21 protein-coding genes and 1 pseudogene are annotated in these 24,770 nt (G+C 73.1%); 11 read left to right on the forward strand and 11 right to left on the reverse strand.

The genetic code is table 11. The features are described from left to right. Nucleotides 1-5: 5 nt before the first annotated feature. The 4 genes from Ae717Ps2_RS21725 to Ae717Ps2_RS21740 all read right to left on the reverse strand — a co-directional run bounded on the left by Ae717Ps2_RS21725 (nt 6) and on the right by Ae717Ps2_RS21740 (nt 6,611). The gene (locus Ae717Ps2_RS21725) at nt 6-3,794 is read right to left on the reverse strand and encodes an ABC transporter ATP-binding protein (protein WP_083702463.1); all 3,789 of its coding nucleotides are present in this window, start codon (nt 3,792-3,794) and stop codon (nt 6-8) included. Between the two features lie 257 nt (nt 3,795-4,051). Further along, on the reverse strand, nt 4,052-4,912 hold the full coding sequence (locus Ae717Ps2_RS21730) for a hypothetical protein (RefSeq protein WP_075333839.1): 861 nt from the start codon (nt 4,910-4,912) through the stop codon (nt 4,052-4,054). Continuing rightward, nucleotides 4,912-5,853, reverse strand: coding sequence for an ATP-binding cassette domain-containing protein (locus Ae717Ps2_RS21735; RefSeq protein ID WP_075310422.1), 942 nt, complete (start codon nt 5,851-5,853; stop codon nt 4,912-4,914). The genes Ae717Ps2_RS21730 and Ae717Ps2_RS21735 overlap by 1 nt, the downstream gene beginning before the upstream one ends. A gap of 158 nt (nt 5,854-6,011) precedes the next feature. Further along, the gene (locus Ae717Ps2_RS21740; RefSeq protein ID WP_075310420.1) at nt 6,012-6,611 is read right to left on the reverse strand and encodes a TetR/AcrR family transcriptional regulator; all 600 of its coding nucleotides are present in this window, start codon (nt 6,609-6,611) and stop codon (nt 6,012-6,014) included. Nucleotides 6,612-6,719: 108 nt separating this feature from the next. Here Ae717Ps2_RS21740 and Ae717Ps2_RS21745 point away from each other — a divergent pair, with 108 nt between their 5' ends. The 4 genes and pseudogenes from Ae717Ps2_RS21745 to katG all read left to right on the forward strand — a co-directional run bounded on the left by Ae717Ps2_RS21745 (nt 6,720) and on the right by katG (nt 10,247). Continuing rightward, nucleotides 6,720-7,133: a nuclear transport factor 2 family protein gene (locus Ae717Ps2_RS21745; RefSeq protein ID WP_083702464.1), complete on the forward strand. Its 414-nt coding sequence runs from the start codon at nt 6,720-6,722 to the stop codon at nt 7,131-7,133. A gap of 134 nt (nt 7,134-7,267) precedes the next feature. Then, nucleotides 7,268-7,441: pseudogene (locus tag Ae717Ps2_RS39280) on the forward strand (long-chain fatty acid--CoA ligase); the annotation flags it as partial. Nucleotides 7,442-7,588: 147 nt separating this feature from the next. Next, the gene (locus Ae717Ps2_RS21755; protein WP_043278241.1) at nt 7,589-8,008 is read left to right on the forward strand and encodes a Fur family transcriptional regulator; all 420 of its coding nucleotides are present in this window, start codon (nt 7,589-7,591) and stop codon (nt 8,006-8,008) included. Further along, a complete protein-coding gene (gene katG, locus Ae717Ps2_RS21760) occupies nt 8,001-10,247 on the forward strand; it encodes a catalase/peroxidase HPI (protein ID WP_020623822.1) in 2,247 nt (748 codons plus the stop codon). The genes Ae717Ps2_RS21755 and katG overlap by 8 nt, the downstream gene beginning before the upstream one ends. A 217-nt stretch (nt 10,248-10,464) precedes the next feature. On the opposite strand, the gene Ae717Ps2_RS21765 is transcribed toward katG, so the two are convergent. The 4 genes from Ae717Ps2_RS21765 to Ae717Ps2_RS21780 form a co-directional block, all read right to left on the reverse strand. Next, nucleotides 10,465-10,659 carry a hypothetical protein gene (locus Ae717Ps2_RS21765; RefSeq protein WP_020623821.1) on the reverse strand — a complete coding sequence of 65 codons (195 nt, stop codon included), beginning with the start codon at nt 10,657-10,659 and terminating at the stop codon, nt 10,465-10,467. Continuing rightward, nucleotides 10,656-11,279 (reverse strand): helix-turn-helix domain-containing protein, encoded by a 624-nt coding sequence (locus tag Ae717Ps2_RS21770; RefSeq protein ID WP_139318939.1) that lies wholly within the window; start codon nt 11,277-11,279, stop codon nt 10,656-10,658. Before Ae717Ps2_RS21770 ends, Ae717Ps2_RS21765 begins: the two co-directional genes overlap by 4 nt. A 352-nt stretch (nt 11,280-11,631) precedes the next feature. Then, nucleotides 11,632-12,339: an alpha/beta fold hydrolase gene (locus tag Ae717Ps2_RS21775; protein ID WP_075333840.1), complete on the reverse strand. Its 708-nt coding sequence runs from the start codon at nt 12,337-12,339 to the stop codon at nt 11,632-11,634. A gap of 43 nt (nt 12,340-12,382) precedes the next feature. Next, nucleotides 12,383-12,760, reverse strand: coding sequence for a DUF5997 family protein (locus Ae717Ps2_RS21780; RefSeq protein ID WP_043278687.1), 378 nt, complete (start codon nt 12,758-12,760; stop codon nt 12,383-12,385). A 30-nt stretch (nt 12,761-12,790) separates the two neighbouring features. Here Ae717Ps2_RS21780 and Ae717Ps2_RS21785 point away from each other — a divergent pair, with 30 nt between their 5' ends. Further along, complete coding sequence (locus tag Ae717Ps2_RS21785) at nt 12,791-13,471, forward strand: LysR substrate-binding domain-containing protein (protein WP_020622009.1); 681 nt, start codon at nt 12,791-12,793, stop codon at nt 13,469-13,471. A gap of 72 nt (nt 13,472-13,543) precedes the next feature. On the opposite strand, the gene Ae717Ps2_RS21790 is transcribed toward Ae717Ps2_RS21785, so the two are convergent. Further along, nucleotides 13,544-14,512: an acyl-CoA desaturase gene (locus Ae717Ps2_RS21790; protein WP_020623104.1), complete on the reverse strand. Its 969-nt coding sequence runs from the start codon at nt 14,510-14,512 to the stop codon at nt 13,544-13,546. A gap of 120 nt (nt 14,513-14,632) precedes the next feature. Between Ae717Ps2_RS21790 and Ae717Ps2_RS21795 the strand changes: the two genes are divergently transcribed. From Ae717Ps2_RS21795 to Ae717Ps2_RS21810, 4 genes are all read left to right on the forward strand, one after another. Further along, nucleotides 14,633-15,661, forward strand: a complete 1,029-nt coding sequence (locus Ae717Ps2_RS21795; protein WP_020623105.1) for an LLM class F420-dependent oxidoreductase — start codon at nt 14,633-14,635, stop codon at nt 15,659-15,661. Nucleotides 15,662-15,744: 83 nt separating this feature from the next. Then, complete coding sequence (locus Ae717Ps2_RS37425) at nt 15,745-15,921, forward strand: hypothetical protein (protein ID WP_158071534.1); 177 nt, start codon at nt 15,745-15,747, stop codon at nt 15,919-15,921. Nucleotides 15,922-16,107: 186 nt separating this feature from the next. After that, nucleotides 16,108-16,887, forward strand: a complete 780-nt coding sequence (locus tag Ae717Ps2_RS21805; protein ID WP_083695254.1) for a hypothetical protein — start codon at nt 16,108-16,110, stop codon at nt 16,885-16,887. A gap of 210 nt (nt 16,888-17,097) precedes the next feature. Continuing rightward, a complete protein-coding gene (locus Ae717Ps2_RS21810; protein WP_233147654.1) occupies nt 17,098-20,985 on the forward strand; it encodes a multifunctional oxoglutarate decarboxylase/oxoglutarate dehydrogenase thiamine pyrophosphate-binding subunit/dihydrolipoyllysine-residue succinyltransferase subunit in 3,888 nt (1,295 codons plus the stop codon). A gap of 64 nt (nt 20,986-21,049) precedes the next feature. On the opposite strand, the gene Ae717Ps2_RS21815 is transcribed toward Ae717Ps2_RS21810, so the two are convergent. Together Ae717Ps2_RS21815 and Ae717Ps2_RS21820 are read right to left on the reverse strand one after the other, a co-directional pair. After that, nucleotides 21,050-21,526, reverse strand: coding sequence for a hypothetical protein (locus Ae717Ps2_RS21815; protein ID WP_075310412.1), 477 nt, complete (start codon nt 21,524-21,526; stop codon nt 21,050-21,052). Between the two features lie 193 nt (nt 21,527-21,719). After that, entirely contained in the window at nt 21,720-22,928 is a 1,209-nt protein-coding gene (locus Ae717Ps2_RS21820; RefSeq protein ID WP_075333842.1) for a DUF418 domain-containing protein, read from the reverse strand. A gap of 87 nt (nt 22,929-23,015) precedes the next feature. Here Ae717Ps2_RS21820 and Ae717Ps2_RS38400 point away from each other — a divergent pair, with 87 nt between their 5' ends. Both Ae717Ps2_RS38400 and Ae717Ps2_RS21825 read left to right on the forward strand, forming a co-directional pair. Beyond that, nucleotides 23,016-23,192 (forward strand): DUF6104 family protein, encoded by a 177-nt coding sequence (locus tag Ae717Ps2_RS38400; protein ID WP_020623156.1) that lies wholly within the window; start codon nt 23,016-23,018, stop codon nt 23,190-23,192. A 125-nt stretch (nt 23,193-23,317) separates the two neighbouring features. Further along, nucleotides 23,318-24,757 (forward strand): CitMHS family transporter, encoded by a 1,440-nt coding sequence (locus Ae717Ps2_RS21825; RefSeq protein WP_075333843.1) that lies wholly within the window; start codon nt 23,318-23,320, stop codon nt 24,755-24,757. The last annotated feature ends 13 nt before the right edge of the window (nt 24,758-24,770 follow it).

A 24,770-nucleotide genomic window follows, 5' to 3' on the forward strand; every position in this document is an offset into this window, starting at 1 on the left:
CCGGGTCAGGTCCGTGCGGCCAGCGGGCTGTCCGGCTCCGGCTCCAGCTCCCCCGCGCGCCACAGGGCCGCATACCGACCGCCCGCGCGGACCAGCTCGTCGTGGGTGCCCTCCTCGGCGATCCGGCCGCCGGACAGCACCACGATCCGGTCCGACCGCCGGGCGGTCTGCAGCCGGTGGGCGACGACGAACGCGGTCCGCCGCGACGCCACCCGCTCCCCCGCCGCCAGCACGGTGGCCTCGGTGGCCGGGTCCAGCGCCGCGGTCGCCTCGTCGAAGATCAGCACGTCCGGGTCGACCAGCTCGGCCCTCGCGAGCGCGACGAGCTGCCGCTGTCCCGCCGACAGGCCCTGCCCCCGCTCGCCGACGGGGGTGTGGAACCCCTGGGGCAGCGACCGCACCAGGCCCAGCGCCCCGACCGCGCGGGCCGCGGCCTCGATCCGCTCCGGCGGGGCGTCCGGGCGGCCGTAGGCGATGTTGGAGGCGACGTCACCGGTGAACAGGTGCGCCTCCTGCGGGACCACCCCGAGCCGGGACCGGTACCCGGCCAGCGGGAAGCGGCGCACGTCGACGCCGTCGACGCGGACCTGGCCCTCGCCGGTGTCGTAGAACCGGGCGATCAGCTTGATCAGCGTCGACTTCCCGGCGCCGGTCGCGCCCACCAGCGCGACGGTCTCACCCGCACCGACGCGCAGCGACACGTCGTCGAGGGCGGGGGCGTCGACCCCCGGGTAGCGGAACGTCACGTGGTCGAGCTCGACCTCGCCGCGCAGCCGCGACGGCACCGGCACCGGCCGCTGCGGCTCGTCCGGGACCGAGGTGGGCGTGCGCAGCAGCTCCGAGATCCGGTTCAGGCCGACCCGGGCCTGCTGGTAGCCGTCGAACACCTGCGACAGCTGCTGCACCGGGCCGAAGAACAGGGTCAGGTACAGCAGGAACGCGGTGAGCACACCCGGGGTGATGTCCCCGCCGACGATCCGGGTGCCGCCGACGAACAGCACCACCGCCGTCGCGATGTCGGACAGCAACCCCACGAACGGGAAGTAGGTGGCGATGTAGCGCTGCGCGCGCAGCCGCGACCGACGGTAGGCGTCGGACCGCTCGCCGAAGCGGTCGTAGCTCAGCTCCTCGCGGACGTAGGCCTGCGCGATGCGGACCCCGGACACGTTCTCCTGCAGGTCGGCGTTGACCACGCTGACCCGCTCGCGGGCCTCGGCGTAGGCGCGGGAGGAGAACCGGCGGAACACCACGGTGCCGACCGCGAGCAGCGGCAGCAGCCAGCCCAGCGCGTACAGCGCGAGCTCCGGGTCGGTGAGCACCAGGGCGGTCGCGACCCCGCCGATCGTCAGGAGGCTGACGACGGCCTGCGCCAGCCCGGTCTGCAGGAACGTGGACAGCGCGTCCACGTCGGTGGTCATCCGGGTCATGATCCGGCCGGACAGCTCCCGCTCGTAGAAGTCGAGGCCGAGCCGCTGCAGGTGCGCGTAGCTGCGCAGCCGCAGCAGGTAGAGCAGGCTCTCCCCGGCCCGGGCGGTGACCAGCGTCTGGAACCCGACGACCACCGCGTCCAGCACGACGATCAGCAGCCCGGCCAGCGCCGCCAGCAGCAGGACCCGAGTGGCGCCGTCGGCGATGCCGTCGTCGACGGCGATCCGGGCGATGCTCGGCAGGGCCAGGGTCGCCAGCGCGTCCACGGTCATCAGCGCGACGCCGAGCACCAGCAGCCAGCGCACCGGCCGCAGCAGCGAGGACAGCCGGAACGCGGGGTCGGGGGCCGTCGGGTCGTCGTCGCCGTGCAGCCGGGGCGTCTCGGTCACCGGGGGCAGCTTCGCGACGGACTCGAGCAGCTCGGGGGTCGCGCTGATCCCGCCCGCCCACCCGGCCGCGCCGCCTCCGCCGCCGCGGGTCAGGGCCCGGTCCGGGTCCTGCTCGACGCTGACCCGCGGCCACAGCTCCGGGGTGACGGCCGGGACGGCTGCCTCGAACGCCGCCATCGTCTCGCCGGCGCCCGCCCCGCCGGTGTCGTCCGCGGGCTCGTCGCCGACCGGGGCGACGGTGGCCGCGCGGGTGCCGCCGCCCAGCTCGTCGGCGGGGCCGGTGGCCAGCAGCTCCCGGAACAGCGCGCACCGGCTGCGCAGCTCGTCCTCGGTGCCGGTGTCGACCACCTGCCCCTTGTCCAGGACCGCGATCCGGTCGGCCAGCGCCAGGGTGGACCGGCGGTGCGCGACCAGCAGCGTGGTCCGCTCGGCGGTCAGCTCGTGCAGGGTCTCGTGGATCGCGGCCTCGGTGGCGGTGTCGACCGCGGAGGTCGCGTCGTCGAGCACGAGCACCCGCGGCCGGGTGAGCATCGCCCGGGCCAGTGCGATCCGCTGTCGCTGGCCACCGGACAGGGTCAGGCCGCGCTCGCCGACCTCGGTGTCGTAGCCGTCGGGCAGGTCCTCGACGAACGACGCGACCTGCGCCGCCTCGGCGGCGGCGCGGATCTCGTCCTCGTCGGCGTCGGGGCGGCCATAGGCGATGTTGTTGCGGATGGTGTCGGAGAACAGGAACGCCTCCTCGAACACCACCCCCAGCTCGGCGCGCAGGTCGTGCAGCCGCAGGTCGCGCAGGTCCACCCCGCCGATCGCGAGACGCCCGGCCTGCGGGTCGTAGAACCGGGGCAGCAGCAGCGCCACCGTCGACTTGCCCGAGCCGGGCGGGCCGACCAGGGCGAGGGTCTCACCGGGCTCGACGCGCAGGGAGAGCCCGTCCAGGACCGGGTCGGGGGCGGCGTGGCCGTCCGGGCCGGAGCCCGCGGGCTCGTAGCCGAACCGGACGTCCTCCAGCTCGACGGTCAGGGGGCCCTCGGGGAGCGAGGCCGGACGTTCCGGGTCCACGATCCCCGGTGCGGAGTCGACGATCTCGAAGACGCGCTCGGCGCCGGCCCGGGTCAGCTGCGCGGTGACCACGAGCGCGCCGATCAGCCGGGCGGGCCCGACGAGCATGCCGACGTAGGTGGTGAACGCCAGGAACGTGCCGAGGTCGATCGTGCCCCGGGCGGCCATCCAGCCACCGATGCCGATCACCGCGACCTGCCCCAGGCCGGGCAGCGCCAGCAGCATCGGGTTGAGCCGCGCGGTCAGCCCGGCGGCCCGCAACCGCTCGCCGTAGAGCCGGCGGGCCCGGCCCTCCAGCGTGGCGGTCTCGCGGGCCTCCTGCCCGAAGCCCTTCACCACGCGCACGCCGGTGACGGTCTCCTCGACCTGCTGGGCGATCTCGGCGGCCCGCTGCTGCGCGGACCAGGTGGCCGGGAACAGCCTGCGCCGGATGCTGTTGGTGGCCAGGAACGCCAGCGGCAGCAGGACCAGCGCGACCACCGTGAGCAACGGAGACAGGTACAGCATCGCGACGACCGCGACGACCACCAGCACGACGGTGCCCGCCGACAGCGGAACCATCGACAGGAAGCCCTGCACCAGCTGCAGGTCGGAGATGGCCCGCGAGGCGACCTGGCCGGTGCGCAGCCGGTCCTGGCGGACCCCGTCCATCCGCTGCACCGCGCCGAACACCGCGCGCCGCAGGTCGTGCTGCACGTTCAGCGCCATCTTGCCGCCGAGGTAGCGGCGCACGAACGCGCCGACGAACTTCAGCACGCCCAGCACCAGGAGCCCACCGACGACCGGCGCGAGCACGCCGGTGTCCCCGCCGATCGCGCCGTTCACGCCCTCGCGGATCAGCAGCGGGCCGATCGCCTCCAGCCCGACGCCGAGCATGGACGCGACCAGCGCACCGACCGTGACGCGGCGGTGCCGCATGCAGGCCGCGGCCAGTCTGCGGATCCAGCCGGGGCCTGCGGAGGGGTGGGGAGTGGGCACGTCGCCAGGCTATGCCCGACCCCCGACAACCGGCCCGTCGACGCCGCCCGATACGGGGCATCCACCGTCGACGGCGGCAGCTCCTCCGCACCACCCCCACGGACCCGGCGCTCCGCTGTCGATCAGTACATGAGCGCTGCCGGTAGCTGGGCGGACAACGCTCATGCACTGATCGACGGGACGCGCAGCGGCACTGCTCAGGTGATGTCCCGCCGTGCCCCGACGACGGCGGCCAGCGCGATCCCTGCGGCCGTCCAGGCCGCCAGGACCAGCAGCCCGACCCAGCCGGGCGGCGGGGCGCTGACCCCGGCCAGGAACTCCAGGACGAACCGGGACTGCGCGCCCAGCCCCGCCGAGCTCACGACCGGCTCCCAGACCGCGAGGTCACAGGCGTTGCCGGGCAGGAACGGGGTCAGCCGGGCGAACACCGACGGGTCGCCGAGCGAGGACCCGTCGCCCGCGCGCAGCGCCCCGGCGATCAGGTTCTCCCCGATCAGCAGGTAGCCGACGGTGAGCGCGAGCGCCCCGGCCTGGTTGGTGACCAGGGTCCCGACGGCGACGCCGAGCACCCCCCACAGCGCGCACACCAGGATCCCGATCGCGCCCAGCCCGGCGAGCCGGCCGAGGTCGGGGAGCTGCTGGCCGCCGAGCGTCGCACCGCCGAGCAGCGGGCCGACCACGACGAGGGCCAGTGCGTACAGCCCGGCGACGACGGCGGCGATCACCGCCTTGGCCGCGAGCACCTGGCCCCGGGACCCGGTCAGGTAGGCCAGCGTGACCGTGCGGTGCCGGAAGTCGCCGGTGCCCAGCAGGGTCCCGAAGGCGGCGCCGACGATCGCGGTCATGGTCAGGGCCGACGCCAGGCCCGCGAGCATCAGGATCGAGGAGGTCTCGGTGGCCTGCGGCACGAGCAGCTGCAGGATGCTGCCGAGCAGGCTCTGGGCCAGCGCGAGCAGCAGCACCGGGAGGAACAGCAGCCACCACACCCGGGTGGACAGGGTCTTGCGGACCTCCGCGGTCAGCACCGCGCGGAAGCGGTCGAGGCTCACGGTCGCCATCAGCGCTGCTCCTCCCCGGCGAGCAGGCGCAGGAACATCTGTTCCAGCCCGGCCCGCTCCTCGCTCATCCCGTACACGGCGACGCCCGCGGCGAGCGCCAGGTCCCCGACGCGGACCGCGTCGGCCCCGCCGACGGCCAGCACGCCGTCGTCGACGCGGTCGATCTCGGTGATCCCGTCCGTGGCGAGCGCCTCGGCCAGCCGGGCCGGGTCCGCGGCGCGCACGAGCACGCGCGAGCCGTGGCCGGCGCGCAGCTCGGCGACGGTGCCGTCGAAGCGGCAGGCACCACGGTCGATGACGACCAGCCGCTGCGCGGTCAGCTCCATCTCGGCCAGCTGGTGGGAGGAGACGAGCACGCTGCGCCCCGACGCGGCGAAGGCCTGCAGGAACGAGCGCAGCCAGGCGATGCCGTCGGGGTCCAGGCCGTTGCCCGGCTCGTCGAGCACGAGGATGCGCGGGTCGCCGAGCAGTGCCACCGCCAGGGCCAGCCGCTGGTTCATGCCGAGCGAGAACCCACCCGCCGAGCGGTCCGCGGCGGCGGCCAGGCCCACCAGGGTGAGCACCTCGTCGACCCGGGTGTCGGGCACGCCGATCGCGGCGGCCGCGGCGCGCAGGTGTGCGCGGGCGGTGCGTCGCGGATGCACCCCCTGCACCTCCAGCACCGCGCCGACGACGCGGCCGGGCGAGACCAGCGCGGAGAACGGCACCCCGTCGACGAGCGCGCGCCCGGTGCTGGGCACGACCAGGCCGAGGATCATCCGCAGCGTCGTCGTCTTGCCCGAGCCGTTGGGCCCGAGGAACCCGGTCACCGAGCCGGGCTCGACGGTGAACGACAGGTCGTGCACGGCCTCGACCGGGCCGAACCTCTTGCCGAGCCCCTCGACGACGATCCGCCCGCTCCCGGCCGCCGTCGCCGGGTCCGTGGACGCGGTCTCCTGCACTCCGGTCTCCGTCCGTCTCGCGTCGCGCCCCGGGGTTCGCACCGGGGCATCGCCTGCCGCCAATCCTCGCCCAGCCCGGGATCGCGGCGGGAGGCGGGCCCCGCACCGTTCCGGGCGGCGCGGGACCGACCGGACCGTGGCCGTCGGGGCCCCGACCGCTACACGGTGGCGCGGACCGCCGCCTCGACGGCCGCGGCGAGCGTGTCCAGGTACGGGTCGTCGCACGCCGCCCCCGTGACCAGCACCCGGAACAGCAGCGGGGCGATCAGGAGGTCGACCGCGAGATCGACGTCCACCGACGGCGGCAGGTCCCCCCGCGCGATCGCCGCGCGGAGCATCTGCACGCCGACCTCCCGCCGCGGACCGGCCACGTCCGTCTGCAGCACCTCGGCCAGCGCCGGGGTGTGGCGGAGCTCGGCGAGCAGCGTCGGGACCACCGCCGCCACCACCGGGGTGGCCACCTGGTCGCGCAGGGCACCGAGCAGCTCACGCAGGTCGCTGCGGAACGCCCCGGTCGCCGGGGCGGGCGGCAAGGTGTCGGCGACGGCCTGGCGGACCAGGTCGGCCAGCATCTGCTCCTTCGACGACCAGCGGCGGTAGAGCGCCGCCTTGCCCACACCCGCACGCCGGGCGACCGCCTCCATCGACAGGCGGGCGTACCCGGACGCGGCCAGCTCGGCGAAGGCCGCGGACACGATCGCCTCGGTGACACGGGGGCGCAGCACCGATCCGCCGCCGGTGGTTCGTCGGAGCGTCACGCCGACATCCTAGCCGCCGACGGAACGCTTGCGTTCCGTCGGTCGTCGACCCAGCCTCGGACACCAAAACGGAACGGCACCGTTCCGTCGAAGGAACGGAGGGATGCGATGTCCACGTCCACCGGCGACCGGGTCCGACTGCTGACCACCGGCCTCGAGGCCTTCCACCGGGAGGACGTCGAGACGTTCATGGCCATGTACCGCGAGGACGCCGTGCACGAGTTCCCGTTCGCCCCGGAGGGGATGCCCACACGCGTCGAGGGCCGGGAGGCCATCGAGGCCTGGATGCGCACCGTGCCCGATCTCCTGACCCTCGACGGCGGGATGCACGACCTGCGGATCCACGAGGGCGGCGACACCCTGACCGCCGAGTGGTCCTCGACCGGCCACTTCGCCGACGGGACCCCGGCCGCGATCTCCTACGTCGCGGTGGTCACCTTCGACGGCGATCTGGTCGCGCGCTACCGCGACTACATCAACCCCCTCGACCTGCGGCCCGCCTTCCCCGCCGCCTGCCACTGACGCCCGGGCCCCGTCCGACGTCACACAGGGCGCGATGCCGCTGTTCCACGTCGACGGGACCAGCGACGCGTTCGTCGCGCCGGCCCGGGGCGCGCGGATCGTGATGACACGGACGCCCGGCCGGCGTCGGCGACGTCGCCGTCATCGGGGCGCCCGACGACCGCCGGGGCGAGGCGCCGAAGGCCTGCGTCGCACCCTCCCCCGGCGCCCGCATCGACCCCGAGGACCTGCCGGTTCATGCGCGCGCCCACCGCGCGTCGTTCACATGTCCGACGACCGTCGACGCCCTGTCGGGGCCCCCTCGCAGCCCGACCGGCAAGATCGTCGAGAAGGACCTCCGGCCACCGTTCCAGGTGATGTGGCGCCGGTCTCATACTGAGACACGCCGAAACTTGACTGACTCAAGAAAAGCGGGCAGGCTCGCCGCCGTGTCGAACGCATCGGACTACGAGGGCATGTTGCGTGGAGCGTCGCTGCGCGTGACGCGTCCTCGCCTGGCCGTGCTGCAGGCGGTCCACTCCCACCAGCACGCGGACACGGAGTCGATCATCCGTGTCGTGCGGGAGGACCTCGGGGAGGTGTCGCACCAGGCCGTCTACGACGTGCTGCGTGCGCTGCACTCCTCAGGGCTGGTCCGACGGATCCAGCCCACCGGCTCCGTCGCGCGGTACGAGGCGCGGGTCGGCGACAACCACCACCACGTGGTCTGCCGATCCTGTGGCGCCATCGCCGACGTCGACTGCGCCGTCGGCTCCGCACCCTGTCTCACCGCCTCCGACGACAGCGGCTTCGTGATCGACGAGGCCGAGGTCGTCTACTGGGGACGGTGCCCCGACTGCTCATCCACTGATCCCGAGAGGATGTCCCGTGTCTGACGAGCACCCCACCGTCGAGAGCGAGATGAACCGCGAGCAGGACGGCGGTTGCCCCGTCGCCGCCGGTCGCATCGCGCACCCCACCGAGGGTGGCGGCAACCAGAGCTGGTGGCCCAACCAGCTCAACCTGAAGATCCTCCGCAAGCACGCTCCCGCGTCGGACCCGATGGAGCCGGACTTCGACTACGCGAAGGAGTTCGCGACCGTCGACCTCGACGAGCTCGCGCGCGACGTCGACGCCGTCATCACCACCTCGCAGGACTGGTGGCCGGCCGACCACGGCAGCTACGCCGGGTTCTTCATCCGGATGGCCTGGCACTCCGCGGGCACCTACCGGACCTACGACGGCCGCGGCGGCGCGGGCGCCGGCATGCAGCGCTTCGCCCCGCTGAACAGCTGGCCGGACAACGGCAACCTGGACAAGGCCCGCCGGCTGCTCTGGCCGGTCAAGCAGAAGTGGGGCCGCAAGGTCTCCTGGGCCGACCTGATGGTCTTCGCGGGCAACCGCGCGCACGAGATCTCCGGCTTCCCGATGTTCGGCTTCGCCGGCGGCCGCGCCGACGTGTGGGAGCCCGACGAGGACGTGTACTGGGGCTCGGAGAACGTCTGGCTGGGCAACGAGGCGCGCTACGGCGGCAGCAAGGACTTCGCCCACCGCGAGCTGGAGAAGCCGCTCGGCGCGTCGCACATGGGCCTGATCTACGTCAACCCGGAGGGCCCGGACGCCAGCGGTGACCCGATCGCCGCCGCGCGCGACATCCGCGAGACCTTCGGCCGGATGGCGATGAACGACGAGGAGACCGCGGCGCTGATCGTCGGCGGCCACACCCTCGGCAAGACCCACGGTGCCGCCAACCCCGACGAGAACGGCAACGTCGGCCCCGAGCCGGAGGCCGCCGACATCACCGAGCAGGGCCTGGGCTGGAAGCAGAACTACGGCAAGGGCAAGGGCCGCGACGCCATCACATCCGGGCTCGAGGTCATCTGGACCCGCACCCCGAACCGGTGGAGCCACGACTACCTCAAGCACCTCTACGCCTACGAGTGGGAGCTGGAGGAGTCGCCGGCCGGCGCCAGGCAGTTCGTCGCCAAGGACGGCCCGGAGGTCATCCCGGACCCCGAGCCCGGCTACCCGAACCGCAAGCCGCGGATGCTGGTCACCGACGTCGCGCTGCGCGTGGACCCGGTCTACGGCGAGATCACCCGTCGCTGGCTGGACAACCCGTCCGAGTTCGAGGACACCTACCGTCGCGCCTGGTACAAGCTGACCCACCGCGACATGGGCCCGAAGGAGCGCTACATCGGCGCCTGGGTGCCGCAGGAGGAGCTCCTGTGGCAGGACCCGGTCCCGGCCGTCGACCACCCGCTGGTGGACGCCGACGACGTCGCGTCGATCAAGGCGAAGGTCCTGGAGTCCGGCCTGTCGGTCACCGACCTGATCAAGACCGCCTGGGCCGCGGCCTCGTCGTTCCGCCAGTCCGACAAGCGCGGTGGCGCCAACGGCGGCCGCATCCGCCTGGAGCCGCAGCTGCAGTGGGAGGTCAACGACCCCGACACGCTGCGCCAGGTCGTCTCGGCGCTGGAGTCGCTCCAGTCCGAGATCAACGGCTCCCTGACCGGCGGCAAGAAGATCTCCTTCGCCGACCTCGTCGTGCTGGCCGGTGCCGCCGCCCTGGAGAAGGCCGCCAAGGACGGCGGGCACGACATCACCGTGCCGTTCGTCCCGGGCCGGACCGACGCCACCCAGGAGAAGACCGACGTCGAGTCGTTCTCCTACCTGGAGCCCACCGCCGACGGCTTCCGCAACTACCGCGGCAAGGGCCACACCCTGCCCGGCGAGTTCCTGCTCGTCGACCGCGCGAACCTGCTCGGCGTCTCCGCCCCGGAGATGACCGTGCTGGTCGGCGGCCTGCGCGTGCTGGGCGCCAACACCGGCGGGTCGACGGCCGGCGTGTTCACCGACCGGGTCGGCACGCTGTCCAACGACTTCTTCACCAACCTGCTGGCCGGCGACGTCCAGTGGCGCTCGGTGGCCGGCGACGACGACTCCTTCGAGGCCGTCGACGCCTCCGGGAACGTCAAGTGGACCGGCACCCGCGCCGACCTGGTCTTCGGGTCGAACTCCGAGCTGCGCGCCGTCGCCGAGGTCTACGCCTCCGACGACGCGAAGGAGAAGTTCGTCCGCGACTTCGTCGCCGCCTGGGACAAGGTCATGATGGCCGACCGCTACGACGTCTGATCGTCGCGTAGCAGCACGTCACGACGCCCGGGCCGGGTCACCGGCCCGGGCGTCGTCATGTCCGGCCCCCCGCACGGACCCTGAGCTGCATCTCGACGCATTCCGGACACCGAGATGCAGCTCAGCGGGCTGGGGAGATCCACAACTCCCGCTGAGCTGCATCTCGGCGGGTCGGCGCCGGCGGTGCCGGTCGACGGGCGTCCCGTGGACCGGGGCGTCAGTGCTGCAGCAGCCGTGGGGCCCAGGTCCCGGCACGCGGGCGGACGGCCCACCACAGACGGGCGTAGGCGGAGTGCAGGGAGTCCCGCACCCGCGGACGGGGGCGGCCGCGACCGAGACGGTGAGCCTCGGCCTCGCGGTGCAGGTCCGCCATCCGCGCCCGCGCGAGCCGGGCCCAGTGGTCCTCGATCACGACCCGCCTCCCGGCGGTTCGGACGGGGTGATCTCGTGCGGCGGTCGCGGGAGCCACGTGCCGAAGAAGAACTCGACCGGACGTGCCCCCGGCGGACGGACCGACGGGTCGTGCTGCCGCTGCTCGAACCGTCGCGAGACGGCGATCAGCTCGTCGTGCAGCGCGCCGAGCTCCTCAGCGGTCATCCAGGTGGAGCCCGCCGAGAACCCGGCACCCTCACGCCACTCGGGTGCCTCGGCCCCGGCGCGCCGGAACCACCGCTTCATCTTCTCGGCGACCCGGTCGACGTAGACCTCCGACAGCGTCTCCGCCGCCATCGCGGTCTCCGGCTCCATGCCGTCCTCGACGCCCCAGGACTGGCCGTAGCGGACGAGCTTCCAGGGCTTCTCCCGGCCGCGGCCGCCCTCGGCCGGCTCGACGAAGCCGTACTTGGCGAGGATCCCCAGGTGGTACGCGCAGCTGGCCACGCTCTCGCCGGTGAGCTCGGCGCACCGGGTGGCCGTCGCGGTCCGTTCGAGCCCGACCACCTCCAGCAGCTCCACCCGCAGCGGATGGGACAGCGCGCGCAGCCGCGCGGGGTCGGTGAGGGTGTAGGGCTCCTTCGGCACAGAAGTCAACATACCTTTATCAAGATACTTTGAGCAAGGAGTGCTGATACGACTCGACCGCGCCGCGATGCAGCCGAGGGCTGCCCCGGCGCACGTGCGCACAGCCCTGACCCGCATCGCGACATCCGAGGGTCGTCGAGATGCAGCTCAGCGGGAGCTGTCGATCTCCACGGCCCGCTGAGCTGCATCTCGGCGACCGGCGGGCCGGACAGCGGGGCGGGCGGCGGGCCGGGCGATGGGCCGACCGGCGAGCCGGGCGGCGGGCCAACCGGCGGGCCGGGCGATGGGCCGACCGCCGGGCCGGGCGGCGGGCCGGGACGGGACGGCAGAGCGGCGGCGCGACCGGAATGCGCGACGGGCGGGATCACCCCAGCCCGTCGAGCACCCCCGCGAGCTCCGACGGCGCGGAGAGCATCGGCCAGTGCCCCGTCGGCAGCACCACGAACGTCCACTCCGGACCGTCCATCTCCGCGAACCCGGGCACCCCGGCGTCGATCAGCTCGCGGGCATCGGCGGGGGTGAAGCTGCAGGCCACGACGGTCTTCGGCAGCGAGAGATCGGGCGTTCCGCGACGGGCGCCGGTGAGCACCACCCCGGGCGGCTCGGCCGTCGAGCGGGCACGGACGTCGTCGAAGACGGTGTCGGGGATGCCTGCGGTGCTGCTGCCCGCGGCGTCGAGCTCGGCGCGGGACGGCATCGGCAGTGCACCGTGCTCGGCGAGGGTCGCCCGGGTCGCGGCCTGCGCGTCGGGCGGAGTGAAGTCGATCTGCGCGACCCCGTCGGGCAGCGGTCCGGTGTCGACGAACACCAGGTGCGCGACCCGGTCCCGGGCCCGCTCGGCCGCCGCCGCGCAGACCGGGCCCGCGCCGCTGTGACCGACGAGCACGACCGGCTCGCCCGCGCCACCCAGCGCGGCGAGCACGTCGTCGACGCGGGTCCGGGCGGTGGCCCCGGGCCCGTGACCGAGGTCGAGCGCGGTGACGTCGTGCCCGCGGGCGCGCAGGTCGCCCGCGACCGCGCTCCATGCCGTCGCGTCGATCCAGAACCCGGGAACCAGCAGGTAGCTCGTCATGCCCCGAGCCTGGCGGCGGACGAGGACGGTTCCGGTCCTCGTGCTAGTTCTTCTGCTGCTCGGCCTTCAGCCGAGCGGCCTCGCGCTGGCTCTCGGCGCGGGTGGCGCGCTCACGGGCCAGCCACTCGGGCTCCTCGGCCTTGATCGCGGCGATCTGCTCGGTGGTCAGCGGCTCGGTGATCCCGGCGCGGGCCAGTCCCGAGATCGACACCCCGAGCCGGTCCGCGACGACCGGGCGCGGGTGCGGCCCGGTGGCGCGCAGCTCGCGCAGCCACTCCGGCGGGTCGGCCTGCAGCGCGTCGAGCTCGTCGCGGGAGACGACCCCCTCGCGGAAGTCGGCGGGGGTGGCGTCGAGGAGCACACCGAGCTTCTTCGCCGCGGTCGCGGGCTTCATCGTCTGGGCGGACCTCTGGCGCGTCATGTCACCAGGCTAGGCGGCTAGCCTCGACCGGTGACCGCCACGTCCTTCCACCTCGGCTACGTCCCGGGCGTCACCCCCGGCAAGTGGACCCGGATGTGGGCCGAGCGCCGCCCCGGGGTCCCCCTGGAGCTGCACACGGTGAGCCCGGCCGAGGCCGCGGACCTGGTCCGCGCGGGCACGGTGGACGCGGCCGTCGCCCGGCTGCCGATCGACCGGACCGGACTGCACGCGATCCCGCTCTACACCGAGACGACCGTGGTGGTGGTCCCGAAGGAGCACGTGGTGACCGCGGCCGACGAGGTGACCGTCGCCGACCTGACCGACGAGATCGTCCTGCGCACCGGCGACGACACCCTCGACTGGCCCGACGGGCCGCCCGGCCGGGCCGCGGAGTACACCCCGCCGACGACGGCCGAGGCGGTCGAGATCGTCGCGGCGGGGGTCGGGCTGCTGGTCGTCCCGCAGTCGCTGGCCCGGCTGCACCACCGCCGGGACCTCACCTACCGGCCGTTGGTCGACGCGCCGGGCTCCGGCGTCGCGCTGACCTGGCCGGACGCCGAGAACAGCGACCTGATGGAGGAGTTCATCGGGATCGTGCGCGGCCGCTCGGCACACAGCACCCGGACCCGGCGCAGCGAGCCACCGGCCGCGCCGGCGCGCCGCCCCGCGTCGACGGCGGCGAAGCGGCGACCGGCCCGGCGTCGCCGCTAGCCCCCCCCCCGGACACGACGACGCCCCCGGCGCACGGGGCACCGGGGGCGTCGGGCGTATGACGCGGACGGGTCAGGCCGCGGCAGGCACCGGCTTCTGCGAGAGCTTCTCGAGGCGGCGGGTGGTGGGCCAGCGGACGGCGGTCGCCCAGCCGAGCTTCTCGAAGCCGCGGATGACGGCGGCCGAGATGTCGATCTGGCCCTTCTTCACACCGTGCCGGGCGCAGGTCGGGTCGGCGTGGTGCAGGTTGTGCCAGGACTCGCCGAAGGACAGGACCGCCAGCCACCAGACGTTGGCGGACTTGTCACGGGAGGCGAAGGGACGCTCGCCCCAGATGTGGCAGATCGAGTTGATCGACCAGGTGACGTGGTGCAGCACCGCGACGCGGACCAGACCGGCCCAGAAGAACGCGGTGAACGCGCCCCACCAGGACATGGTCACCAGACCGCCGATGAGCGCCGGGCCCGCCAGGCTGAAGACGACGATCAGCGGGAACGCCTTCTCGACGCGCATCATGTCGCGGTCAGCGAGCAGGTCCGGGGCGAACCGCTTCATGTTGGTGAGGTCGCGGTCGAACAGCCAGCCCAGGTGCGAGTGCCAGAAGCCCTTGACCAGCGCCGAGGCGCCGGTGCCGTAGAGCCACGGCGAGTGGGGGTCGCCCTCCTTGTCGGAGAACGCGTGGTGGCGGCGGTGGTCGCCGACCCAGTCGAGCACGCTGCCCTGCAGCGAGATGCTGCCGGCGATCGCCAGGGCGATCCGCAGCGGACGGTTCGCCTTGAACGAGCCGTGGGTGAAGTAGCGGTGGAAACCGACGGTCACACCCAGGCCGCTGACGGCGTAGAAGACGACGAACAGCGCGACGTCGACCCACCCGAGACCCCAGCCCCAGGCGAGCGGGACGGCGGCGAACAGCGCGAGCGTCGGGAGGATCACGAACAGTCCGACCAGGAACATCGCGCCGGGCGGGCGCTGCCCGTCGACGATCGGAGCGGGCGTCCGCTTCTCGGACGTGCTGCGGGGTGGTGCGGCCTCGAGCGTCATGCGTCCCACTGTCGCGGCACCCCTACCCCGCGGGCAGTGCGGTTAACCCCCCTGTTCGGATTCGGGTTCCGCCCCGGCCCGGACTTGACCGACGAGTAACTTGTGAGTACTGAACGGGGAGTGAAGCTCTCCACCGTCCTCCCCTACGGCGACGACCCGATCCGCAACGCGGACGCCGTCACCGACATGGAACGCGCCGGCCTCGACGTCGTCTGGGCCGCCGAGGCGTACTCGTTCGACGCCGTCTCCCTGCTCGGCTACCTCGCCGCCCGCACCGAGCGTCTCGAGATCGGGTCGGCGATCCTGCCGATCTACTCGCGCACCCCGACCCTGACCGCGATGACCGCGGCCGGCCTCGACGCCCTGTCCGACGGTCGGTTCAACCTGGGCCTCGGCGCGTCCGGCCCGCAGGTCATCGAGGGCTTCCACGGGGTCGCCTACGACAAGCCGGTCGGGCGCACGCGCGAGATCATCGAGATCTGCCGCAAGGTCTGGAAGCGGGAGGAGAAGCTCACCAACGACGGGCTCTACCCGATCCCGCTGCCCGGCGGCACCGGCCTCGGCAAGCCACTGAAGATCATCAACCACCCGAAGCGCGCCGACATCCCGGTCTGGGTCGCCGCGCTGGGCGAGAAGAACCTGGAGATGACCGCGGAGCTGGCGAACGGCTGGCTCCCGCACGTCGTGCTGCCGGAGAAGATCCAGGAGGTCTTCGGGCCCGCGCTGCAGGCCGGCTACGCCAAGCGCGCCCCCGAGCTGGGTCCGCTGCAGATCACCGGCGGCGGGATCGTCGCGCTCGAGGAGGAGTTCTTCGAGCCCGCCCGCCAGGCCGCCCGCGGCCTCTACGCGCTCTACATCGGCGGCATGGGGGCGCGCGGGAAGAACTTCTACAACACCGTGTTCGCCAAGCAGGGCTACGCCGACGAGGCGAAGACCGTGCAGGACCTCTACCTGGACGGGAAGAAGGAGGAGGCCATGGCCGCCCTCCCCGCCGACTTCATCGACAAGGTCACCCTGATCGGCCCCGAGGGGCACGTCCGCGAGCGGATCGCCGCCCTGCGCGAGAACGGGATCACCCACCTGCACGTGAACCCGATGACCAACGACGTGAACCACACGTTCGAGAAGCTCAAGACCTGGATGTCGTAGGTCGACGTCCTGGGCCGATGTCCTGGGTCGACGTCCCGGGTCCCGGCTTGCCGGGCCCGCGCGGGCGTGCTCATCTGGGTGACGTGGTCGACAGCACCGTTGGTCAGGACCTCACCCCCGACGAGCGCGACGCGGTCGTGGCCGGAGCCCGGTTCGCCGGGCTCTCCGGGCCGCACCGCCTGCGCGGGCCAGGACCCGTCCGCCGTCGCGCCGGACGCCACCGCGGGCTCCGGCCGTCCGGCCGCGGCGCGGCCGCGTGAGCGCCACGCCGCCCCCCGACGGAGGGACCTGCGACATTGCGCCGTTCGGCCCAGTACCGGGGGGTCCTGTCACGGCTCGTAGGCGGGGCGTAGAGAATGTGTGACGTCATCCACGGTTCACGGTGCTCCGGGCAACCCCCGGCGGGGCACCCGCGACAGGACTCGCGACATGACGAGGAGACCGACTTGCTGGAGCTCGCCATCCGGACCTCCGACGAGCCGATCTCCCCCGGTCAGTACCGGCACACGGCGACGCACGCCTGGTGGATGGGGACCTGCTTCGCCCGCGACGAGCTCTGTGTCCACTACAGCGAGCACCTGCTCCAGCAGTGGACGCCGCTCGACCCGGCCCAGGACTGGCTGCTCGACCGCGAGCTGACCGGCCGCGTGCACTGGCTGTGCGGTGACGGCGCGGCGGCGATCGAGGACGGCTTCGACATCGCCGACCAGTGGCCCACCGGCCGCTTCCGCGCCCCGCACGGGGACTTCTACGCCGAGCTCCACGGCCACCGGCCCGCCGCGAAGGTCGGCTCGTGGGCCAACCCGACCGAGGCGTTCCTCGCCGGCCTGCCCCGCGACCCGGCGGCGATGCTGGACCGGCTGATCGCCGACAGCCCGCCCGGCCGCGGTTACACCGGCCCGTTCCCCAGCGCCGTGAGCGCGCTGCGGACCTGCCGGGTCCCCGCCGAGCTGCGCGCGGTGCTGTACGCCGCGCTGCGCCGGATGCCCGCCGTCTCCCTCGGCGAGACCGACAACCTCGACGGCGAGCGGCACCCCACCCTCGTCCACGACGACGGGCCGGTCCGCACCGAGCTGCTGATCTCCCCTGTCGACGGGCAGTACGCCGGCGAGCGCGACACCGTCCGGCGCCCGGCCCGCGTCGGCCCGCCGGTCGGCACCGTCGTCGCCGAGACGACCACGCAGACCTCCGTGGTCGACGTGCTCGGCTCCCCGCCCGGCTTCTGAATCGTGCCGCTCGCCGTCCGCGGGCGGTCGATCACGAAACGATCACGAAGTGGGACCCGGCACACTGCCCGGTCTCGCGCCAAGGGGACTAACCTGGTAGCCGGTCGCGAAAAATCGAGCAGCTATCAAGGCGGTTGACGCAGAGTGTCATCGAGCAGTACCTCCCATCAGGCGAGCGACTTCGGTCCGAACGAGTGGCTCGTCGAGGAGATGTACCAGCGCTTCCAGGAGGACCCGTCGGCCGTGGACCCGGCCTGGCACGAGTTCTTCGCCGACTACGGCAAGGGCGGTGAGAAGGCCTCCTCCTCGTCGTCCGTCGGGACCGAGGAGTCCGACGACACCTCCTCCGGCAACGGCTCCGCCCCGACCTCCTCGGGTGGTGTCACCCGCGGCGCGGGCACCGAGGACGACCAGGGCAGTGGGCACGGCACCGGGAACGGCGCCGGAAGCGGCACCGTGAGCAGCAAGGGGACCGGCGCGGCCGGCTCCGGCGACGCCCCGGCCCAGAAGGCCGTGACGAACGGCGGGAAGGCCGGGGGCAACGGCACCGCCACCTCTCGCGACGTCCCGCCGCCGGTCACCCCGAAGGCCGAGCCGCCGCCCGCCGAGGAGCGCCTGCGCACCGCGAGCGCCCCGGCACCGGCGTCGTCGAACGGGTCGTCGGCCAAGCCGGCCGCGGGCAGCGGCTCCAAGGCCGCGAAGCCGGCGCAGGACGGGGGTGGCGCGACCACCACCCCGCTGCGCGGTGCCGCGAACGCCATCGCCAAGAACATGACGTCGTCCCTCACGCTGCCGACCGCGACCAGCGTCCGTGCGGTCCCGGCCAAGCTGCTGGCCGACAACCGCATCGTCATCAACAACCACCTCAAGCGCACCCGCGGCGGGAAGCTGTCGTTCACGCACCTGATCGGCTACGCGCTGGTCCGGGCCCTGGCCGACTTCCCGAACATGAACCGGCACTTCGTCGAGACCGACGGCAAGGCCTCGGTCGCCACGCCGGAGCACGTGAACCTCGGCCTGGCCATGGACATGGCGGGCAAGGACGGCAGCCGCACGCTGATCGTCGTGTCCATCAAGGGCTGCGAGAACATGTCGTTCGCGCAGTTCTGGCAGGCCTACGAGGGCATGGTCCGCAAGGCCCGCGAGGGCAAGCTGACCGCCGAGGACTTCTCCGGCACCACGATCAGCCTCACCAACCCGGGCACGCTGGGCACGAACCACTCGGTGCCGCGGCTGACCGTGGGCCAGGGCGCGATCATCGGCGTCGGCGCGATGGAGTACCCGGCCGCGTTCCAGGGTGCGTCGGAGGAGCGGCTCGTCGAGCTCGGCATCTCCAAGATCATCACCCTGACCTCGACCTACGACCACCGGATCATCCAGGGCGCCGAGTCCGGCGACTTCCTGCGCCGGATCCACCAGCTGCTCCTCGGCGAGGACGGCTTCTACGACGACGTCTTCGCCTCGCTGCGGGTGCCGTACGAGCCGGTCCGCTGGGTGCAGGACTTCCCCGAGGGCGAGGTCGACAAGACCGCCCGCGTGCTGGAGCTGATCGAGTCCTACCGGACCCGCGGCCACCTGATGGCCGACACCGACCCGCTAAACTACCGCCAGCGCCGCCACCCCGACCTCGACGTCCTCAGCCACGGCCTGACCCTGTGGGACCTCGACCGCGACTTCGCGGTCGGCGGGTTCGGCGGGCAGAGCCACATGAAGCTGCGCGACGTGCTCGGCCTGCTGCGCAACTCCTACTGCCGCACCATCGGCACGGAGTACATGCACATCGCCGACCCCGAGCAGCGCAAGTGGCTCGAGGAGCGCATCGAGGTCCCGCACGTCAAGCCGGACTCCTCGGAGCAGAAGTACATCCTGTCCCGGCTGAACGCGGCCGAGGCCTTCGAGACCTTCCTGCAGACCAAGTACGTCGGGCAGAAGCGGTTCTCGCTGGAGGGCGGCGAGACCGTCATCCCGCTGCTCGACGCCGTGCTGGACAAGGCCGCCGAGCGCGAGCTCGACGAGGTCGTCATCGGCATGCCGCACCGCGGCCGGCTCAACGTGCTGGCCAACATCGTCGGCAAGCCGATCAGCCAGATATTCCGCGAGTTCGAGGGCAACCTCGACCCGGGCCAGGCGCACGGTTCCGGCGACGTGAAGTACCACCTCGGCGCCGAGGGCAAGTACTTCCGGATGTTCGGCGACGGCGAGACCGCCGTCTCGCTGACCGCGAACCCGTCGCACCTGGAGGCCGTGGACCCGGTGCTGGAGGGCATCGTCCGCGCCAAGCAGGACCTGCTCGACAAGGGCGACGGCGGCTTCACCGTGCTGCCGGTGCTCATGCACGGCGACGCGGCGTTCGCCGGCCAGGGAGTCGTCGCCGAGACGCTGAACCTCGCGCTGCTGCGCGGGTACCGCACCGGCGGCACCGTGCACGTCGTGGTCAACAACCAGGTCGGGTTCACCACCGCGCCGGAGCACTCGCGCTCCTCGCAGTACTGCACCGACGTGGCGAAGATGATCGGCGCACCGGTCTTCCACGTGAACGGCGACGACCCGGAGGCATGTGTCTGGGTCGCCAAGCTGGCCGTCGAGTACCGCCAGCGCTGGAACAACGACGTCGTGATCGACATGATCTGCTACCGGCGCCGGGGCCACAACGAGGGCGACGACCCCTCGATGACCCAGCCGTCGATGTACGACATCATCGACGCCAAGCGCAGCGTCCGGAAGATCTACACCGAGTCGCTGATCGGCCGTGGTGACATCACCATGGAGGAGGCCGAGCAGGCGCTCAAGGACTTCTCCAACCAGCTCGAGCACGTCTTCAACGAGGTGCGCGAGCTCGAGAAGACCCCGCCGGTGATGTCGCCGTCGATCGAGTCGGAGCAGCTCGTCCCGTCCGACCTCGACACCTCGGTCCCGCTCGAGGTCGTGCACCGGATCGGCGACGTGCACACCAACCTCCCCGAGGGGTTCGCGGTGCACAAGCGGGTCGAGCCCGTGCTGCGCAAGCGCGAGAAGATGTCCCGCGAGGGCGACGTCGACTGGGCCTTCGCCGAGCTGCTCGCCCTCGGCTCGCTGGCGATGGACGGCCGGCTGGTCCGGCTGTCCGGTCAGGACTCCCGTCGTGGCACCTTCGTGCAGCGGCACTCGGTCCTGATCGACCGGCACACCGGCGCCGAGTACTTCCCGCTGCGCAACCTGGCCGAGGGCCAGGGCCGGTTCCTGCCCTACGACTCGGCACTGTCGGAGTTCGCCGCGGTCGGCTTCGAGTACGGCTACTCGGTCGCCAACCCGGACGCGCTCGTGATGTGGGAGGGCCAGTTCGGCGACTTCGTCAACGGTGCCCAGTCGATCATCGACGAGTTCATCTCCTCCGGCGAGGCCAAGTGGGGCCAGCTCTCCGACGTCGCGCTGCTGCTGCCGCACGGCCTGGAGGGCCAGGGCCCCGACCACAGCTCCGGGCGCATCGAGCGCTTCCTGCAGCTGTGCGCCGAGGGCTCGATGACCGTCGCGCTGCCCTCGGAGCCGGCGAACTACTTCCACCTGCTGCGCCAGCACACCCTGGACGGGGTGCGCCGGCCGCTGGTGGTGTTCACGCCGAAGTGGATGCTGCGCGCCAAGCAGGTCGTCAGCCCGCTGTCGGACTTCACCGAGGGCCGGTTCCGCCCGGTCATCGACGACCCCGAGCACGCCGGCAAGGGCGAGCGCGTCTCCGGCGTGAAGCGGGTGCTCTTCTGCTCCGGCAAGATCTACTGGGAGCTGGCCGCGGCACGCGACAAGCGCCGCAAGAACGGCGACGAGTCGGTCGACGAGGCCGCGCTGGTCCGGGTCGAGCGGCTCTACCCGATGCCGGCCGAGGAGATCGCCGCCGTCCTCGAGCGTTACCCCGAGGCCGCCGGTGACGTCCGCTGGGTCCAGGAGGAGCCGGCCAACCAGGGCTCGTGGCCGTACTACGGCCTGGAGCTGCCGCAGAAGCTCCCGCAGCTGCAGGGCAACTTCACCCGGGTGTCCCGGCGGCGGATGGCGGCCCCGGCCGCCGGCTCGTCGAAGGTGCACGAGGTCGAGCAGGCCGAGCTGATCGAGAAGGCGTTCGCCCGCTAGGGCACACGCGACGACGACGGCCGGGCCGGGGACTCCCCCCGCCCGGCCGTCGTGCTGTGCGGGGTCAGCGTCCGCGCACGGCACCGACGACGACCGCGGCCCCGGTCAACGCGGGCACGGCCCACTCGACCGCCCGGATCCGGCGCGCCAGGGCAGGCTCCGGCGCGGCCGGACCGGCGCCGGCCGGGGCCTCCGACCCGGCACGCCGTCCCAGGGCACCCGCGTAGGCGGTCGCGGCGAGCGCCGCGCCGGTGAGCGCGGCCCGGGAGACCGCGGCGGTGGCGGCGGCGGGCTCGCGCCGGGCACGGGCCACGTCGCGCACCAGCAGGCCCGCGCCACCGAGCAGGTGGGTGGCCATCGCGGCGCTGCCGATCCGGCCCCACCGGCCCCAGCCGGCCCCGGCGAGCCGCTCGCGCTCGGCCGGGTCGCCGACGGCGTCGAGCGCGCCGTTCAGTCCGGTGACGCCCATCAGCGACCCGCCGAACCAGGCGGCCAGTCCGACGTCGTGCAGGGTGCGGGCGAGGGGCTCGGTACGGGACATCGGTACTCCGGTGGGTCGGGGGCGGCGGGCCACGGGTGCGGCCGCACCGGACGCTAGTGCGGCCCCTCGGTGGGGTTCCCGCGGGCCGGTGGGATCCTCCGTCCGCGGTGCCACCGCACGCCGACGCTTCCGCGGTGCCACCGCACGCCGACGGTGACGGTGCGGCCACCGTGCCGCCACCCCCGGAGCGGGGTCACCGACGGGCGGCCGAGCGGTAGGTCAGCCGTCGTAGCAGGGTCTCGGCGGGCCCCCGGACACCAGCCCGGTCGAGCCGGTACGCGACGACGACGGTGAGCAGCCACACTCCCACCGCGACCAGCGACGCCGACCAGCCCGAGAGGTGGGCACCCAGCCCGAGGCCCCAGGCGGCGAGCAGCGGCACGAACAGCAGCGACTGCGCCAGGTAGCCGCTCAGCGACCGGCGGCCGAGCGCGACGAGGGCCCGGACCGGCAGCGGCGCCACCGGACGGGTGCCGAGCCGGTGCGCGACGAGGCCGAACACCGCGACGTAGCCGAGGGCGGCGAAGATCCCGGTGGCGATGTGCAGACCGGCGAACGCGCCCGGGTCCGGCAGGACGACGACGCCGACGTGCACGAGCGCCTGGGCGAGCCCCGCCGACCAGCCGACGGCGATGCCCACGACGGCGGTGCGGCGGAGCAGGGGCAGGTACCGGCCCGGCTCCTCCAGGACGCGGTGCCGCGCGGCGAGCAGCCCGAGCAGCACCGCGGCGGGCATCACCAGGGTCAGGAACGCCCCGGGGAGCGCCGCGACCCACAGTCCGAGCCGCAACGGCAGGGTGGCGAGCCAGCCCGGCGTGGACAGGGCCACCTGCTGCGCGACGGCCGTGGGCGTGCCGCCGCCGGTGAACTGTGCGAGCACGCCGGTCACCGTGGGGACGACGACGGCGAGTCCGACCAGCACGCCGGCCACGGTCCGCAGGGTGCGGTCGCTGCGGTGCAGGAACAGCGGTACCAGCACCAGGCCGAGGAGGCCGTAGGTGCCGAGGATGTCGCCCTGCCACAGCAGTGCCGCGTGGAGCAGACCGAACGCGAGCATCCACCAGTGCCGGGTGCGCAGCAGCCGTCGTGCCTGCGCATCGGTGCCGCCACCGGCGATGCGGCGGGCGTAGAGCTGCCCGATGCCGTAGGCGAACAGGAACCCGAACAGCGTCCAGGCCCGGCCGTCGACGGCGGTGATCGTCACGATCTGGGCGATCCGGTCGGCCGGCCCGCCGTCCGCGGCGTGCAGCAGCGTGGCCCCCAGCTCCGAGGTGTAGGCGAACCAGGGGGCGTGGGCCAGTGCGATCAGCAGCAGCATCGCCCCCCGGGCGAGGTCGGGGGCGAGCGCACGGTCGCCGACCGGGGTCGGCGCGACGGTCGCCGCGGGCGGCGCGGTGGACATGGGGTCTCCTCACGAGGCGGTGGGAGACCCATCGAAAACGATGCCGTCGCGTCCGGGTCAAGCAGTGCCCGCCGTATCCTCGCCGGCATGTACTTCACCGACCGCGGCATCGAGGAGCTCGTCGACCGGCGCGGCGACGAGCAGGTCAGCGTCGAGTGGCTGGCCGACCGGCTCCGCGCCTTCGTCGACGCGAACCCGCAGTTCGAGACGGCCGTCGAGCGGCTGTCGAGCTTTCTGGCCCGGGACGACGCCGACGACGAGTGACCCCGTGACCACAACGACCACAGGGCACGCAGCGACCACTACGTGGGCTGTGTCCGCAAGCGGGACCGGGGCGGGGGTCCGGACCTAGCGTTGCTCCTCGACACGTCCGTCGAAGAGGAGCACCGATGCTCATCGTTCTCGGGTCCGCGATGATCGCGGTCTTCATGTACCTGATCCTGTCGAAGCGGCTCGCGCCGACACTGGCGCTGGTCCTCGTCCCGCTGACCTTCGCCCTCGTGGTGACCGGCACCGGCCTGTCCGAACCGGGTGAGGACGGCGTCGTCGACTCGATCTCGTCCGCCTTCAAGGACTTCGCGCCGACGGCCGTGCTGCTGTTCTTCGCGATCATCTTCTTCGGCACGATGATCGACGTCGGGCTGTTCGACCCGCTGATCCGCTTCGTGCTGCGCACGGTGAAGAACGACCCGGTGCGCCTGGTCGTGCTGACCGCGGTGCTGGCCGGGGTCGTCTCCCTCGACGGCGACGGCTCGACCACCTTCATCATCACGGTGTCCGCGCTGCTGCCGATCTACCTGCGGCTCGGGCTGAGCCCGGTGGTGCTGACCGTCGTCGCCAACCTCGCCAACGGCGTGCTCAACATCCTGCCCTGGGGCGGCCCGACGATCCGCGCCGCGACGGTGCTGAACGTGTCCCCCTCGGAGCTGTTCAACCCGATGGTCCCGGGCATGGTGGCCGGCATCGCCACGGTGCTGCTGCTGGCCTGGCAGCTCGGTCGTTCCGAGCGCAAGCGGCTGCTCGCCTCGGGCCGCACACTGTCGGTCGTCGCCGACGAGATGGTGGCGGTGCGCGAGCCCGCCCTGGTCGGCGGGGGCACCGGCACCGACGGCACGCACGGTGCCGACCGCCCGGCGTCGGGCTCCGCCGGTGGCGCCTCCGACGTCTCCGACGATCTCGGGGGCACCCTCGACCCGAACCGCCCGACCCTGCGGCCGAAGCTGATCTGGTTCAACCTGGGGCTCACCGTCGCGCTGCTGGTGCTGCTGGGCATGGACGTCCTCCCGCTGTCGCTGGTGTTCGTCGCGGCCGCCGCGATCGCCCTGGTCGTGAACTTCCCGAAGCCCGAGGACCAGCTCCGGGCGGTGACCTCGCACGCCACCTCGATCGTCGGCGTCGTGTCCATGGTGTTCGCCGCCGCGGTCCTGGTCGGGGTGCTGTCGGGCACCGGCATGGTGACGGCGATGGCGAACGGGATCGTCTCGGCCGTGCCGCCGTCGGTCGGCTCCTGGTTCGCGGTGATCACCGGGGTGCTGAGCATGCCGCTGACGTTCTTCATCACCAACGACGCGTTCTACTTCGGCATCCTGCCGATCCTCACCGAGGCCGCGGGCCACTACGGCATCGCCCCGGTGGAGATGGCCCGCGCCTCGATCATCGGCCAGCCGGTGCACATGACCAGCCCGCTGGTCCCGGCGCTGCTGCTGCTCGTCTCGCTGGCGAAGGTCAACCTGGCCGACCACCACCGCAAGGTGATCTGGCGGGCCGCGGTCTGCTCGCTGGTGATGCTGGGGGTCGCGCTGCTGCTGGGCGTCGTCCCGCTGGGCTGACCGCCCGGTGCGG

It is taken from the genome of Pseudonocardia sp. Ae717_Ps2 (assembly GCF_001932475.1).
Taxonomy (GTDB): domain Bacteria; phylum Actinomycetota; class Actinomycetes; order Mycobacteriales; family Pseudonocardiaceae; genus Pseudonocardia.

Bases quoted from the DNA above. Each gene is read 5' to 3' on its own strand.
- Ae717Ps2_RS21755 (WP_043278241.1), top strand. From the start codon at position 7,589: ATGTTGCGTGGAGCGTCGCTGCGCGTGACGCGTCCTCGCCTGGCCGTG.
- Ae717Ps2_RS21725 (WP_083702463.1), bottom strand. From the start codon at position 3,794: ATGCGGCACCGCCGCGTCACGGTCGGTGCGCTGGTCGCGTCCATGCTC.
- Ae717Ps2_RS21780 (WP_043278687.1), bottom strand. From the start codon at position 12,760: ATGACGCGCCAGAGGTCCGCCCAGACGATGAAGCCCGCGACCGCGGCG.
- Ae717Ps2_RS21790 (WP_020623104.1), bottom strand. From the start codon at position 14,512: ATGACGCTCGAGGCCGCACCACCCCGCAGCACGTCCGAGAAGCGGACG.
- Ae717Ps2_RS21825 (WP_075333843.1), top strand. From the start codon at position 23,318: ATGCTCATCGTTCTCGGGTCCGCGATGATCGCGGTCTTCATGTACCTG.
- Ae717Ps2_RS21815 (WP_075310412.1), bottom strand. From the start codon at position 21,526: ATGTCCCGTACCGAGCCCCTCGCCCGCACCCTGCACGACGTCGGACTG.
- Ae717Ps2_RS21770 (WP_139318939.1), bottom strand. From the start codon at position 11,279: ATGTTGACTTCTGTGCCGAAGGAGCCCTACACCCTCACCGACCCCGCG.
- Ae717Ps2_RS21745 (WP_083702464.1), top strand. From the start codon at position 6,720: ATGTCCACGTCCACCGGCGACCGGGTCCGACTGCTGACCACCGGCCTC.
- Ae717Ps2_RS21730 (WP_075333839.1), bottom strand. From the start codon at position 4,912: ATGGCGACCGTGAGCCTCGACCGCTTCCGCGCGGTGCTGACCGCGGAG.
- Ae717Ps2_RS21820 (WP_075333842.1), bottom strand. From the start codon at position 22,928: ATGTCCACCGCGCCGCCCGCGGCGACCGTCGCGCCGACCCCGGTCGGC.
- Ae717Ps2_RS21775 (WP_075333840.1), bottom strand. From the start codon at position 12,339: ATGACGAGCTACCTGCTGGTTCCCGGGTTCTGGATCGACGCGACGGCA.
- Ae717Ps2_RS21810 (WP_233147654.1), top strand. From the start codon at position 17,098: ATGTACCAGCGCTTCCAGGAGGACCCGTCGGCCGTGGACCCGGCCTGG.
- Ae717Ps2_RS38400 (WP_020623156.1), top strand. From the start codon at position 23,016: ATGTACTTCACCGACCGCGGCATCGAGGAGCTCGTCGACCGGCGCGGC.